The following is a 14,157-nucleotide window of genomic DNA, read 5'->3' as shown; positions in this document are numbered from 1 at the left end:
CCCGCTCCCGCTCCCGCGATCTTGCACTTGCTGTCCCGACAGATGTGGCAAACCCACCTCAACCGGCGACCGAAAGTGCAAGATCGCGGAGGGCTGGGGCGGGGTTAGAGCCGCCAGGGCAGCGGCCCGGGGGGCAGGTAGCGGCAGGTGGTGCCGGTGGAGACGGCGTCGCGCAGGTGGCTCGCCAGTGCCGGGTGTCGGTCGTCGAGCTTGCGGAGCGTGTCGCGGATACGCGCGGTCACCGTCTTGCGGGCCCGCTCGGCCTCGTCACCCAGGCGGCGGCTCCGGCCAGCCAGCCCTGCTGCAGCACGCAGCTCGTCGAGCAGCGCACCCCGTTCGGCGTCCAGCTTGGACACCTTCTGGTCGTCGTCACGGGCGGCGGCCCGGTCGATCTCCTCGTCGAGGCGGGCCAGGTGCCGCCGGTAGCGGGCCTTCGCCTCGTCGTCGAGGACCGGGTCGGCGCCCATCCGGCGGGCGGCGACCAACTCCGGCCCGGCCGCCGGGTCGAGCAACTCGACAGCCGGAACGTCGCTGCCCGGGCGGCTCAGCAGCAGGTGCAGGTCGTGCAGGCCCTTGGCGTCGGGCAGGTGCACGACCACACCCTCGTACGCGAGCTGCCAGACCGGCCCGTCGCGCCGAAACTCGCACCCCTCGCCGGCTGGCTTGACCGCCGCGGCCTGGCTGGACCCGAAAGCCTGGCCTGGCCCGACGTTGGCCAGCCCGACGCCCTGGCCTGGCGCGGCGAGCTGGCCCGACGCGACACCCTGGCCTGGCCCGGCGGCTGCGACGGGACCGCGAGCCTGGCCCGACGCGACAGCCTGGCCCGGCGCAACAGCCTGGCGTGCGGTGGCGGTCTGCTCGGCCGCGTCGGTGGGGGTCGGCTCGGCGATCCGGTGCAGCACCTGCGTCATACCGACGGCCGCTGCCTGCTGGGCGGTGGTGGCGCGCAGCGCGGCCAGTGCTGCGGCGTCGCCCGGGTGGCCCCGGCCGGCGAGGGCGTTCACGAGGCCGGCACAGGCGATGATCGACCAGGTACGGGAGCCCAGCCGGTCGGCGGACTCACGGGCGGCCGTGAAGCCGGCGATGGCGTCGTCCCAGCGTTGCTGGGCGGCGTCGATCAGTGCCAGCCAGTGGTCGACCGGACCGCTGACGTCGCAGCCGAAGAGTGCCACCATCCACTCTCCCCGGTGCGGGGCGAGCGCGGCCCGTGCGGCGTCGCAGCGCTGTGGGTCGGCGGACGCGGCGGCGGCCTGCGCGCGTAGCCGCAGCCAGAGCGGTGACACCGGGCGCGGGTACCGGATGGCGGCGGCTTCGATGCCGGCGGTCAGCCGGACCGCCGTCTCGCCGTCGCCCCGCTCGGCCGCGGTGACCGCCCGCAGCAACTCCCGGTAGGGGTAGTCGATCGGGGCCAGCCCGTCCACCAGCGCGGCGGCCTCGTCGACCCGGCCCTGAAGCAGCAGCCGGGACCAGCGCAGGTGGTGGCCCATGAACCCGAACTCGATGTGGCCCGGGTCGGTCTGGTCGGTGAGGACGGCGAACCGCTCGTCGGCAGTGGCGAAGTCGCCCCGGAACGCCGCGATGATCCCGCTGTCGACGGCCGCGGCCATCCGGTGCCGGGCGAAGTCGCCCTGCCGTTCGGCGTCGACGAAGGTGGTGAGCTCGTCGGTGAAGCGGGGGTCGCCCAGCTCCAGCAGCGCCACCCAGCGCAGCGAGGTGGCCCACAGCTCGGTCTCCCGGTCGCCCGTCCGACGGGCCACGTCCCGGATCTCGGCGGTGAGCGCGGCTCGGGTCGCGGCGGTGCCGAGCCCCCAGGTCGTGTCGTGGCGGGCCCAGAGGCTGAAGGTGAGCGCTTCGTCGTCCTGTCCTCGACGGGCGATCGTTTCGCTGGCGGTGATCAGGTCGGCGACCAGAACGCCGACCGTCGCGGTGGCGTCCGGTTCGCCGATCAACCGGCGGTACGCCTCGCGCACCAGCTCTGCCGCCTCGACCGACTGGCCGGTGTCCACCTGGCGGGAGCGGTTGACTGTGAGCGCGACCCGGGCCAGCAGCACCGGGTCGTCGAGGGAACGGGCCAGCCTGGCGGCTTCGGCCAGTAGTCGCGTGACCTCTTCCCGGCCGGCGTGGTGATAGTGCGACTCGGCGAACTCGATCAGGATCCGCACTCGTTGTGCCTGGTCTTCGACCACCTCCAGGGCTCGACGGAAGTGCACCGCCGCCTCGTCGCCGGCCAGCCGGGCGAACGCGTCCCGACCGGCGGCGACCAGCAGCGTGGCCACGCGGGCCCGGTCGAGCGCGGGGCCGGCCAGGTAGGCGTGGCGGGCGAGGTCGGCCGGGATCAGCCGGTCGGTGAGCTCCCGCAGGTCGTCGACCGCCCGGACGACAGCGCCGTGGCGGGCCTTCCGGTCGTCGTCGGTCAGCCCGTCGTAGAGGGTTTCGCGGACCAGGTCGTGGGCGAAGGCGAAGCGGCCACCGCCCCGGGCGACCACCAGTCGGGCGGTCACCGCCCGGTCGAGCAGCCGGTCGATCTGTGCCGCCGGGGCGGCCACGCAGGCCGCGAGGACCTGACGGTGGAACTCGCGACCGAGCACGGCGGCGACGGTCAGCGCCTCGACCACGGGGGCGGGCAGTTGGGCCAGGCGGCGGCGCACCGCCTCCCGTACGCCGGGTGCGATAGTGCCGACCGCGTCGTCGGCGTGCCACAGCCGCGCGGTCTGTTCGACGAAGAACGGGTTGCCGCCGGTGCGCCGGTGCACCTCGTCGACCAGGTCGGCCTCGGGCTCCCGGCCGGCGGTCCGGGTCATCAGTGCGGCCACCTCGTCGCGGGTGAAACCGGTGAGGGTGATCGTTGTGGCCTTCGCGACCAGCGGCATCAGCAGCGGGCGCAGCGGATGCTCGCCCGACTCGACCTCGGCGTCGCGGTAGGTGCCGATCAGCAGGAGCCGCTCGAACCAGGTGTGTTGCGCGGCGAAGCTCAGCAACCGCAGTGAGGCCGGGTCGGCCCAGTGCAGGTCGTCGAGGACGACCACGACCGGCCGCTGCTGGGAGACGGCTACCAGTGCGGCGGTGACCGCGTCGTACAGCGCGAACGCCTCCTGGTCGGCGGCGTCCGGGCCGCTGTCGATTCCAGCCCAACTGGCGAGGCGACCGGCCTGCTCGCCGCCGGCGCCGGACTGGCCGAGCAGGGCGGCGAGGGCCGGCTCCGCGGACTGTCGCGCTGCCAGCCAGTCATCGGCGGAGCGCCGCAGGGCACGCAGCACCTGCACCCACGGCCAGTAACCGGGGGCGCTGTCGGAATCCCAGCAGGCGGCGCCGAGCACCAGTGCGCCGCGTTGCCGGGCCTCGCGGGCCGCCGACGTGACGAGGGTCGTCTTGCCGATGCCCGGCTCGCCGGTGACCAGGACGAGACCGCCGTGGCTGGTGGCGGCGCGATCCAACTCGGCGCGCAACAGGCCCGCAGGATGATCCCGCCCGATGATGGCGTCGCCGCGCCGCGCGTCCATGGTTTCCAGACGGTACTGCAACCGTCCGACAGCGCGAGCGAGTTAGCCGGCCGAACGCCTGGCGGGGCCCCCGCCGGTCCAGGTGGGTTCGGAGCCTTTGGAGCTGATGTCGCCAACGAGTCGGCCCATAACTCCCTATGCTTCCCTATTGAGGTAGGGTAGGGAACGATGAAGGAAGAAATGTACTCGGTCGAGCAGGTGGCCGACCGGCTCAACCTGCACGTACGCACCGTGCGCAGCTACATCCGCTCGGGCCGGCTTCGGGCCGTGCGGATCGGCAAGCAGTACCGGATCGCCGCCAGCGACCTCGATGCGCTCACCGGACAGGCCCCGCCCGCGGCCAGCGTCACCAGGCAGGCGGAGGTGTCGAGCATCGTCCAGATCGACGGCGTCGACCGAGCCGCCGCCGACCGACTCGGCACGCTCGTGCTCACCAGCGCCAACACCGGCCACGACCAGGCCAACCCCCTGCGGGTGCAGACCGTGTACGACGAGCAACGCCACCGCATGAAGATCATCATCCTGGGTGACCCGGCCGCCACCGGCGAGCTGCTGCACCTGCTCGACGCCGTGCTCAACGCCGACAACGGCCTGCTCGACCCGGAGGTCCACGATGTCTGACGAAATCCAGGAACGCGCCGGAGTGCCGGTGCTGGTCTGCGACCCCGACGGCCCGCCGGTGGCCACCGAGCAGGACGCGCTGGACCTGATCGGGGCGGCGTTCCTCGGCGCCCAGGTGGTCGCCGTGCCGGCCAACCGGCTCGACGACCGCTTCTTCTCGTTGGGCACCCGCTTCGCCGGCGACGTGATGCAGAAGTTCGTCAACTACCGGGTGCGGCTGGCCGTCGTCGGCGACATTTCGGCGCACCTCGCGGAGAGTTCCGCGTTGCGCGCCCTGGTGCACGAGTCGAACCAGGGCGGGCAGATCTGGTTCGTCCCCGACCTCGACGCGCTCGACGCCCGCCTCCGCGCCGCCCGATAGCCACCTCACCGGTCGGGCACGACCGCCATCTGCACCGCGTCCGGCTCCACTCCCCTGATCCGAGCCTGCTCGGCCGCCCACCGCAGGTAGGTCAGCCACTCCTCGGACGACCAGCCGTTACTCCGGCCGACACCCGCCTCGGCAGGGAGTTGGCCGGCCACGACACGGTCGAGGATCAGGGGCTGCACGCCGCCCACCCCGCGCCGGTAGCCGACGAAGTAGAGGACCTTCGTGAACAGGCCCGGCCCCAACCAGGGCAGGCGAGCGTGATCGGGGTCGCGGAAGCGGCGGTACGCCGTAGACAGCGAGTCCTCGTCGGGCGCTGGCCTGGACACCTCTTCCAACGCGTACGCCAGGCGTTTGCCGTCCGGATCGGCGTCGAGCGACCTGGTGGCGCGCCACGCGCCGTACCCGATGGGCCCGTAAGCCCAGACCAGCACGGCCGTCAGTAGGTGCCGTGGGCTCGCAGTGCCCGCCCGGTACGCGTCGGCCACCGCGAAGACGTCGCGCCGCCAGAGCTCCCCGCTCGCTGGCAGGGAGTCGGGCCATGCCTCCGGTGGTAGCCCCGCCCGCCAGCGGTAGACGTTCACTGTGACCGGGGCCCGCTCGCCCGGTAATTCCACACCTCTGGTCGTCTGCATTGTCGCCTCCCTCGGAGCGCGCGCTCGCGGGACTCCGTGGCTCGGACGCTATGGTCGTGCGCTTCCCCCTGCCGCCCGCCGACGGCAAATCGCGGTATCGACTGCAGGGAACTCCTGCTTCCGGGCAGCCGGCATCCGGCGGGGTCGTTGATGCTCCCGGCCGACGGCCACCTGCTGTTGTTCGGCTGGCCCGAGGAAAGCGGCTGGGGCGAGGTCAGGTATGTGCCGGCGGGCGTGGCCGTCGAGAATCCGTGACTCCGCTCGCTCCCGGAGCGGCACTGGAGCTGACGGGGGCTCAGGACTAGCCGCACAGTGACCGGGTACGCGCGGTCCATGGGTAGCCACAAGCAGAACAAACACGACAACGGCGGCGAGTCGGCGCGAGGCCGGCGGCATCCGGGCAGCGGCGCTCCCGGCCGCCAGGGCTCGACCGTGGAGCACTCGCCCGACCAACGGCACCGCCGTACCGCTACCGGCCCGGCCGGCACCGAACGCGACCTGGGCCGGGCCAAGGTCTCGGGCGACGGGCGGATCCAGCGTCAGGGCGGCTCCTGAGCCGACCACTCAGCCGGTGCAGCGGCTCCCGCGTTTCGCAGGGCGGCTGCACCGGCTGACTGGGTTCTACGGCGTGGCGCAGATGGCGTACGCCGTGTCTGACCAGTTTCCGGCGAAGGCGTCCTCCTCGTACGCGCCGGACGCTGCGGACGTCGGGGCGGTCGCGGGGCCACCGTTGGGGCGGAAGTCGTCCACGATGCCCTCGCCGGTCACCCCGTTCAGCTCGTAGCCGGCACCGGTCAGCACCTTCCCGACCGGGCAGGTGGCCGTGACGCTGCGGAAGTCGAGGGAGGTGCTGGCCCCCACGGCCGAGGTGCGCACCAGGCCCGCGAGGGGGTTGGCGCAGATCGCGTACGCGGTGGCGGACCAGTTCAGGGCCGTGGCGTCCGACTCGTACGCGCCGACGGTGACCGCGGTCGGCGCCGAGGCGACGCCACCGTTGGGCCGGAAGTCGTCAACGACACCTTCGCCGGTGACCCCGTTCAGCTCGTAGCCGGTGCCGGTCAGCACCTTCCCGACGGGGCACGTCGCGGTGACGCTGCGGAAGTCGACCGAGTTGCTGACGCTGGTAGTGGCCACCCGGACCAGGCCGGCCACCGGGTTGGCGCAGATCGCGTACGCCGTCACCGACCAGTTCCCCGCGAACGCCTCGGTCTCGTAGGCGCCGACGGTGACCGCGGTCGGTGCCGTGGCGACGCCGCCGTTGGGGCGCAGGTCGTCGACCACACCTTCACCGGTCACGCCGTTGAGTTCGTAGCCGGTGCCGGTCAGCACCTTCCCGACCGGGCAGGTCGCCGTGACGCTGTGGAAGTCGGCCGAGTTGTTGACGCTGGTCGCGGCGACCCGCACCAGACCGGGGACCGCGGCGGACGCCGGGTTCGCCGGGACGAGCACCGCTCCGGTCGCGACAAGACCGAGCACGAGTACGGACACTCGGGCGCCGAACCGGCGGGTTTCGTTCTGAGCACGCATGTGTTTCTCCCGTCTGAGGCCGGACGGGGCGGCAGGTGCGACGCCGACGTCAAGGCCGTTCGTAATGACGGGTTCACGCTATGTAGCCGCGCGACCAGGCATTATCTCCAAGCCGACTACGTCGCGTAACGGACTGGATCCGTTCCCGGCGTCACTGGCCTGACGGACGATGCACGTACATCGATGCCCGTGCATACCATTCGCCTATGCCTGCTCGCCGCGTCACCGCCACCATCGCCCTCGCCGCGCTGGCGAGCCTGCTCGCCGTGAACGCCGCCCGCGCCGACGGCCCGGCGATCAGCACCCCCGGCACCCCGGTGGTGGTCGCCAATGATCCCCATCAGCTCACGCTCAGCTGGGCACCCTCCGCCTGGGTCGAGCCCGGGTCGGAGCAGCCGATCAACTACGAGGTGCAGGTGCCGCTGGGGCCGAACACGTACCGCTTCCTCGGCTTCACCACCGACACCACGATCACGCTGACCGACCTTGCACCCGGCACCACGTACCGGATCGGGATTGCCGCCCGCGCACTCGGCGGCTACTCGGACACCTCGCCCACCACCACCGTGCGGACCGCGGCCGGCCGCGCGACGGTCAGCTACCTCAACCTGGACTGGTCACCGACGAACAACCAGATCCAGCATCTCCTGAAGGTGACAAACACCGGCACCGGGCCGCTCGACCTGACCACGGTGCAGGTGCGCTACCACCTGCGCTTCGAGGGCGGCAACACCTCGCTGGTGCCGAACTGCGACTGGGCCGCACTGGGCTGCGACCGGATCCAGCAGAGCGTGCAGTTCTTCATTCCACCAGGCGGGCCACCCGGCGGCATGACGACGCCGGCGCCGCCGTACCCGGTCCCGGGAACGCCGGTCCCCGGTTGGGTCGAGCTGACCTTCACCGACGGCACGCTCGCGCCGGGCCAGTCGACCGGGCCGATCCAGCTACGACACCACCGGCACAGCTGGAGCGCCATCGACGAACGCGACGACCCGAGCTGGCTCGCCGCGACCAGCCAGTGGAGAGAGAACGACCGGATCACCCTGGACGTCAACGGGGTCCGCGAGTTCGGCGACACCTACTCCTGACCACTCCCGACCAGGCGCTGGGCGACCGACGTGCCCCAGGTCCGGCCGGCCTTGTCCCGACGAGCGTGATGTCTGTGAGTCATCATGATGACTCACAGACATCACGCTTCAAGGGGAACTACTCCCGGCCGTCCTGCGCCCTGGGTCTGGCTCGTGGCCTTCTACGACGTCATGGAACCCATGCCACGCGCGTCGGTGCCGAAGCAGCGCCTCCGGGTCTGGCAGGTCATCGGCCCTCTCCGGTAGGCGGATTCGCTGGCCGTGGTAGCTGGAGTAGTGCGCGATGCCCGCCACCACATGCAAGACGTACGACTCGTCAATCCAGATCAACCCTCGGTCGAGCAGGTTGTGCAGGTCAGCGCGGAGCAGGAGGCCGTTGTTGACCTGGTTGGTGGCCGGCCCGTCGTACGGGTCGATGTGTGCAGCCTGGAGCGCGGCCTCGGTATCACAGCCGGTGATCGCGCAGCGGTTGCCGTACGCCTTCATGAGCCGGCGGCGAAAGTCCGCCTGGCCCTGCCGCGCGGTGACCTCGGCCAGCCTCCTGCGCCGCCCCTCGGACGCGGCCTCCGGCTCAATCGCCCTGCTGTCGTCCGGGGAGTTCGCCAGGTTGTCGACCTTCAACACCTGCTCGGTGAGTTGATCGTTGTGTCCTGCGGTCTGCATCGTTCGGACTTTCAGCAGCGGCTCGGTGAGATCACGTACGGCTGCGGCGAAGCGGTCGTCGCGGAAAGCGGCTATCAGGTCGTGGTGCCAGCCATCGACCCGAACCTGGTCCGGCCCGGGATCAGCGTAATCGGAGTGGTAGATGGTCAGATCGGGGAAGGCGTCAGTGAACGCCTGGAACGTCGGCCAGTGCTGACGCAGGGCAGACCATCTGACAATGACAAAGCAGGTGATCACCGGGTGTTCGTTCTGCTCGGCGGGCTCGGCCAGAACGAACGTCTCCATCCGCTTCATGCTGACTGCGGCGAGCCTTCCGGCATGCGTCGCCGGCAGGCAGGACAGCGTCCAGTAATCGCGCTCCTTGTCAGCGGCATCGGGCACGGCGACGTGCAAGTACGCGCGGACCGCGTCGAGCACCCCACCGTAGTATCGGCCGGACTTCAGGCGATCGAACTGGCGCTGCTTTGCGGAGACCTCGGGCAACCCCGATTCCTTCGGCACGTGCCTGTTGAATCGAGGTCCAAGGGTCGCGACCAACGCCTCCTTCACTCCCTGCGTATCGTCGGTCTTGAGCCAGCGGAGGTCGCAGTGAGCCAACCAATCGGCGATGTCAGCAGCCGCCGCCGGAGCACCGGGCTGGTCGAGCAGCCGGCCGACCTGATCGTGCAGGACCGATGAGCCCCGATTGCCGGTCAGGTGCTGGCAGAGACGTCGACGTAGATCCCCAGTCGAACCGACGTAGACGACCACGCCGCTCTCGACAACCACGTGCACACCGGGCGTTCGAGGAGCGTCACCGGCGGCGTCCCGCGTGTAGGGACGCGCAGGACTGAAGCCGGACAGCGGATCACCGGAGGGAGTGTCGGGCACGCCCAGACGCTACTGACCTGAATCATTTTTCGCGGTCCCGCGAAGCTGTCATCGTCCTCGCGCGACTGGCAGGTCTTCGAGGTGGCCCCACTTGAGTTCGGTGCCACCAAGCAGAGCCGCCTCCCCCCAGGAAACCCGGAGCAGACCTTCGTCAGAGTTGCAGGCGAACCCGACCAGCAGCACCCTCGGCTCGTCGGCCAACTGCTCCACGGCCTCCCGAAGAGCCGAACGGTCGCGGGCTTCCTCCGGCGTGAGCGGCATCAACGGCAGAGTGACCTCCTCGTGGCTCGGCTCAGGCCCAAAGAGGATCAACAGGTCTCGGATCAGCCGGTTGAGGTCACGCCCGGGGCGGGCGTCGCGCATGTCCAGGTCACTCCGGGTCGCGTATCGCCAGGGCAGCAGAAGATGCCCCCTGCAAATGGTGACCCGCACCTGGGCGCCCGGTGGGTGCACGTCTGCCACGTCGGGGAGGTCACGCAGGTACTCGTGCAACACCTCGTACTGCTGCTTCCATCGGACAGGGCCGAAGGCATGATCGGTATCCAACTCCGAGGCTTCGCGAGCATCCTGAGCCAGCTCGACCGCACGGCGCAGCGCCGCCGGGACAAGTGTGCGGAGAGTGGTTGCCAGCGGCAGCCCAAACTTTTCGATCGACCACCGGGACGGACCGTCAGCACCTTCCACTGCTTACCCCCCGCACTGAGACGAACACGCTCAGGCGTTTAAGCCTCTCATGGCGATCGATCAATGAGAAGGCGCAGCCATCAGTGGGTGAAGCCTTTGGGCAGGTGGATGCGTGCGGCGGGGATGCCGAGGGCGCGCATCCGTGGCCACGCGTTCGCCAGCATCGCGGGTGGGCCGCAGAGGTAGAGGTCCTGGCCGGGCTGGTGGTGGTTGAGAGCGATGGTCAGGGCGTCGCCCCGCTCGGTCGGCTCGGCGCAGGGGTCGTCGGAGAGGGCCGGCACGACGGTCAGCCAGTCGTGGGCGCATTGCAGCTTGTCGAGGGCGATCGCGTCATACAGGTCGGTGAAGGTGCATGCGCCGACGACCAGCGTCACCCGCCGACCGTCCGGTGCGGCGGCGACCTGCTCGACCAGGGCGCGCAGCGGCGCCAGACCGGTGCCACCAGCGACGAGCAGCAGATCGTTCGTGCTCGCCGGGTCGAGGCTCAGGCCGGTGTCGTCGGGTGGGCCGAGCCAGAGCAGCTCGCCGGGGCGTACCTCATGGACCAGGCGGTGGGAGACGGTGCCGGCGGGTACGGCGCGGACGTGCAGCTCGAAGGTGCCGTCCGCGCGTGGGGCGTTGGCCGGCGAGAGCCAGCGCCAGTGCCCGGGCAGGCGCGGTGTGCAGACCGGCACGGCCTGACCTGGCTGGAAGGGCAGTCGCCGCCAGGGACGTACCGTCAGGATGGCGATGCTGGGCGACGGCCGGTCGTGGCCGATCACCTCGACGTGCCACCAGGCCCGGCCGTCGCCGGCCTGCGCGGCGGCGCGGCGGATGGCGTGCGTGGCGCGGTACAGGGCGCGCTCGGCGGCGATGGTGACCTGCGCCGTCCACAGTGGGCGGGCGTGGCGGGCAACGGTGGCGAGCAGCGCGTCGCCGATGGTGGTGGCTTGCGGGAGCAGGTCGAAATGACGGTACGCGTGGCCGAGCACCCGGAGCAGCGCCGCCCGGTTCGCCGGGTCGTCGCCGCCAACCAGGAGGCGGCCCAGCGCGGTGAAGAACAGCGGCGCGTCGCGCTGTGGGAGCAGCCCGGGTCGGCGGTCTTCGACTGTGCACCAGAAGTCGGCGGCGGCCCGCGCGTCGACCGACTCCCAGGCGGCGGCCAGGTCCACGTGGGCCGGGTGGTCGTCGTCGATCACGGTGGGCATGCCGGCTCCAAGACGTTGATGGGCTGGCACCGGGGCGGGCGGGAGGAGCTGCGCCGTTGAGGGCCGGCGCAGTTCCGGGACAAGGCACCAGCCCCGGGCCATGCGTCGACTGTCGCGGCTGACCAGGCCCAACGGCATGTCGCGGTGATCATGGGCGGCATGCGTGATCGGTATGCGCTCGACGTGGCGACTGTCGGATCGGGCAGACTGCGGGCATGACGGAACGTCCGGTGCTGTATCTGGTCGTCTGCGCCGCGGGTCCGGCGGAACACATCGACGAGCTGGTCGACCTCCTGATCGCCGACGGGTGGCAGGTGTGCATGATCGTCAGCCCGACCGCCGCGCCGTGGCTCGACCGGGCGGCGTTGCAAAACAAGACCGGCTATCTCGTACGCGTGGAGTGGCGGATGCCCGGCGACCCCGAGCCGCACCCGCCCGCTGATGTGGTGCTGGCCGCGCCGGTCACGTTCAACACGGTGACGAAGTGGGCGCTGGGCATCAACGACACCCTGGCGCTCGGCGTCCTCAACGAGTCGCTGGGGGCGAGGTTGCCGATCATCGCGTTTCCGCACACCAAGGCGGAGTTGGCCGCTCATCCGGCGTACGCGGGTCACCTGGCGGTGCTGCGCGCTGCCGGCGTGGTCGTGGCGGACGGGAAGCCGCTGGACTCGATGAACGGGCCAGGGCGTTGGGACGTGGTCGTCGAGGCGCTGCGGACGGCGCGCCCGGCCTGAGCAGTTGCCGTCCGTTCCCCTGTCCGGCGGTCCTTTGACGATATGCGTCGCGCGTATACCAGCGCTCCACGCAGCGTGTTCAATGGATACGCTCGATGAGGCGAGACGGACGGAGCCGCCGGTGACCCACTCGAACTGCCCTCGGTGCGGCGGACGGCTGGCCCGGGACAACGACAGCGGACGGTGTGCGCCCTGCCAGGCCGCCGAGCGGGACCGGTTGAGCGCACCACCGGAGGTGCCGGCGAGCTTCTGGGACCACGAGCCGGTGCGACAGGCCCTCGCCGAGCGACATCTGGGGCGGGTGATCCGGGCGTACCGGTGCCATCCCTACCACGGGCGGGCCGCATTGCCACAGACGGTGGTGGCGGAATGGCTGGGGATCACGCAGGCGCAGCTGAGTCGGGTGGAAAACGGTCCACCGCTGGTGCATCTGGACCGGCTGGCGCACTGGGCACAGCTTCTGCGGGTACCCGCAGAACACCTTTGGTTCCGCCTTCCTGGTCGGCCCTGCTGGACCGATACGAGCCTCATCCCAGACGGCACCGACCGCGCAGATGGTGAGGATCTGCCAACCGAGCGAGGCGGGCGGGCCGCCGTGGCGGTTAGCGTGGAGGAGGCATCAAGCCAAGGGGGTGGCGCTACGGACCGCCGACGATTCAATGTACTGGCCGCGCTCACGGGACTCGCTGCTAGCGGTCACACGTACCTACTCGCAGGGCCCGTCGAGGTGCCCAAGACAATCGGCATGGAGCAGGTGCAGCTCGCCAGCTCCCTGGTTGATGACCTCCGGCGGGCAGACGCGGTAGCCGGTGCCGACCTGCTCTGCGACGTCGCCATCCAAGTCCACACCAGGCTGTCGGCTTGGGCGGCGCGGGCCAGCTACAGCAGAGAGGTCGGCGACGCGCTCCAAAGCGCCCTGGCCGACCTTTCCATCGAGGCGGCCTGGCTGGCCATCGACGCCGAACGTCGGTCTGAGGCGAGGCCGTACCTCAATGAGGCAATCACTCGTGCCCGAATCGCGGATGACCCACGAGTGGAAGTTCGCGCCCTCACGCATCTGTCCCTATTGATCCGCGAGAGCCAACCTGGCGAGTCGTTGCACTGCGCCGAAGCCGCTCTACGGGTGTCCGCCGGTTGGGCAACACCTCGGCTCACCACCTTGCTGCACCTGCGCAGGGCGCACGCCTACGCCGTCCTCAGGGATGCCAGTGGCTTCAGTCGGGAGATGACCAAGGCACGCCGGGAGTTGGACCGGGGCACTCACGAGGATGACCAGGGTTTCGTCCACTTCGTGAACCACCAAGAGTTGATCGGGATCGAAGGGCTTTCTTATCTGGCCCTCGACAAACCCGAGCGCACTGTTCAGTCGTTACGCGCGATCACCGACAACCCGTCACCTGGCCATCGGCGAAACCAGGTCTACTACGCGGTGCGGCTCTCAGAGGCGGCGTACCAGCAGGGCGACGTCAACGAGGCGGCACGTATCGCTCTCGACGTCCTGCCCGCGGTGCGCCAGATCAGCTCAAAGCGAGTGAGCCAGCATCTCGCGCAGGTGCGCGGAAGTCTGGCGACGCCACGGCAGGCGACCACGACGACCCGCCAGTTCGTCGACGCCTACGACCAGGAGGTGAGCCTGTGATCGAGGGCCTGCAACTTCGTCATTACAGCGCCGACGAGGCTAAGGAAATCCTCGATCAGCTCGTGGGTCTCTACCTGAAGGTCTACGCGGGTGGCGGCGAGTTCCACAGCGAGGACCGCTACCGACGTCAGCTTGACCTACACATGCAGCGAGTTGGATGGGAATTGATTACCGCATCGGTCGATGAGGCCCTGGTCGGCTACATCTATGGCTTTCCGCTACCTTCGCAGACACGGTGGTGGGAGGGCATCCATGAGCCCGTGCCGCCCGGGTTCACCGAGGAGGACGGGAAACGCACCTTTGCGATCAGCGAGCTGCTGGTACACCGTGCCTGGCGACGTAAGGGCATTGCGGCGGCGCTGCACGACGAGCTGGTCGCGGGCCGGGCTGAACCGCGGTCCACGCTCTTGGTCCGTCCCGAAAATGCTGCCGCCCAGATGGCGTACCGCTCCTGGGGCTGGAACAAGGTCACCAGGCTGCGCCCCAACTGGGAAACTGCACCAACCTTCGATGTCATGGTCCGCACCGCCCCAATTTGCCCTCGTCCTTTTAGCTAACGTGGTGGCCGACTCTGAAGACAGTCTGCACAGAACCGTCCTGAGATCGCATACACAAGCAACACGACCCGCCCAGCGGATTTTC

The 14,157-nt window shown here is 70.2% G+C and carries 13 protein-coding genes; 7 read left to right on the top strand and 6 right to left on the bottom strand.

Annotated elements, in window-relative coordinates:
- Positions 1–104: 104 nt before the first annotated feature.
- On the bottom strand, positions 105–3,500 hold the full coding sequence (locus tag IW249_RS14715) for an ATP-binding protein (protein WP_196921278.1): 3,396 nt from the start codon (positions 3,498–3,500) through the stop codon (positions 105–107).
- 168 nt (positions 3,501–3,668) lie between these two features.
- Between IW249_RS14715 and IW249_RS14710 the strand changes: the two genes are divergently transcribed.
- On the top strand, positions 3,669–4,121 hold the full coding sequence (locus tag IW249_RS14710; protein WP_196921277.1) for a helix-turn-helix domain-containing protein: 453 nt from the start codon (positions 3,669–3,671) through the stop codon (positions 4,119–4,121).
- Complete coding sequence (locus IW249_RS14705) at positions 4,114–4,482, top strand: DUF4180 domain-containing protein (RefSeq protein WP_196921276.1); 369 nt, start codon at positions 4,114–4,116, stop codon at positions 4,480–4,482. The genes IW249_RS14710 and IW249_RS14705 overlap by 8 nt, the downstream gene beginning before the upstream one ends.
- A 5-nt stretch (positions 4,483–4,487) precedes the next feature.
- Here IW249_RS14705 and IW249_RS14700 read toward each other — a convergent pair whose 3' ends face one another.
- Positions 4,488–5,123 carry an 8-oxoguanine DNA glycosylase OGG fold protein gene (locus tag IW249_RS14700; protein ID WP_196921275.1) on the bottom strand — a complete coding sequence of 212 codons (636 nt, stop codon included), beginning with the start codon at positions 5,121–5,123 and terminating at the stop codon, positions 4,488–4,490.
- 333 nt (positions 5,124–5,456) lie between these two features.
- Between IW249_RS14700 and IW249_RS14695 the strand changes: the two genes are divergently transcribed.
- Positions 5,457–5,678 carry a hypothetical protein gene (locus IW249_RS14695; protein WP_196921274.1) on the top strand — a complete coding sequence of 74 codons (222 nt, stop codon included), beginning with the start codon at positions 5,457–5,459 and terminating at the stop codon, positions 5,676–5,678.
- 66 nt (positions 5,679–5,744) lie between these two features.
- On the opposite strand, the gene IW249_RS14690 is transcribed toward IW249_RS14695, so the two are convergent.
- Entirely contained in the window at positions 5,745–6,650 is a 906-nt protein-coding gene (locus IW249_RS14690) for a hypothetical protein (RefSeq protein WP_196921273.1), read from the bottom strand.
- A gap of 206 nt (positions 6,651–6,856) precedes the next feature.
- On the opposite strand from IW249_RS14690, the gene IW249_RS14685 reads away from it, so the two are divergent.
- On the top strand, positions 6,857–7,738 hold the full coding sequence (locus IW249_RS14685; protein WP_196921272.1) for a cellulose binding domain-containing protein: 882 nt from the start codon (positions 6,857–6,859) through the stop codon (positions 7,736–7,738).
- Between the two features lie 108 nt (positions 7,739–7,846).
- Here IW249_RS14685 and IW249_RS35010 read toward each other — a convergent pair whose 3' ends face one another.
- The 3 genes from IW249_RS35010 to IW249_RS14670 form a co-directional block, all read right to left on the bottom strand.
- Positions 7,847–9,271, bottom strand: coding sequence for an HNH endonuclease (locus tag IW249_RS35010; RefSeq protein WP_196921271.1), 1,425 nt, complete (start codon positions 9,269–9,271; stop codon positions 7,847–7,849).
- Between the two features lie 48 nt (positions 9,272–9,319).
- A complete protein-coding gene (locus tag IW249_RS14675) occupies positions 9,320–9,766 on the bottom strand; it encodes a hypothetical protein (protein WP_196921270.1) in 447 nt (148 codons plus the stop codon).
- 269 nt (positions 9,767–10,035) lie between these two features.
- Positions 10,036–11,142 carry an FAD-binding oxidoreductase gene (locus IW249_RS14670; protein WP_231392535.1) on the bottom strand — a complete coding sequence of 369 codons (1,107 nt, stop codon included), beginning with the start codon at positions 11,140–11,142 and terminating at the stop codon, positions 10,036–10,038.
- 215 nt (positions 11,143–11,357) lie between these two features.
- Here IW249_RS14670 and IW249_RS14665 point away from each other — a divergent pair, with 215 nt between their 5' ends.
- The 3 genes from IW249_RS14665 (at position 11,358) to IW249_RS14655 (ending at position 14,072) form a co-directional block, all read left to right on the top strand.
- On the top strand, positions 11,358–11,876 hold the full coding sequence (locus tag IW249_RS14665) for a flavoprotein (RefSeq protein WP_196921269.1): 519 nt from the start codon (positions 11,358–11,360) through the stop codon (positions 11,874–11,876).
- Positions 11,877–11,958: 82 nt separating this feature from the next.
- Positions 11,959–13,515, top strand: a complete 1,557-nt coding sequence (locus IW249_RS35400; protein ID WP_504871054.1) for a helix-turn-helix domain-containing protein — start codon at positions 11,959–11,961, stop codon at positions 13,513–13,515.
- Positions 13,512–14,072, top strand: a complete 561-nt coding sequence (locus tag IW249_RS14655) for a GNAT family N-acetyltransferase (protein WP_196921267.1) — start codon at positions 13,512–13,514, stop codon at positions 14,070–14,072. Before IW249_RS35400 ends, IW249_RS14655 begins: the two co-directional genes overlap by 4 nt.
- Positions 14,073–14,157 lie beyond the last annotated feature (85 nt).

The sequence above is a fragment of the Micromonospora vinacea genome (assembly GCF_015751785.1).
Classification (GTDB): Bacteria; Actinomycetota; Actinomycetes; order Mycobacteriales; family Micromonosporaceae; genus Micromonospora; species Micromonospora vinacea.
This window is presented reverse-complemented; position numbering and strand designations above follow the sequence as displayed.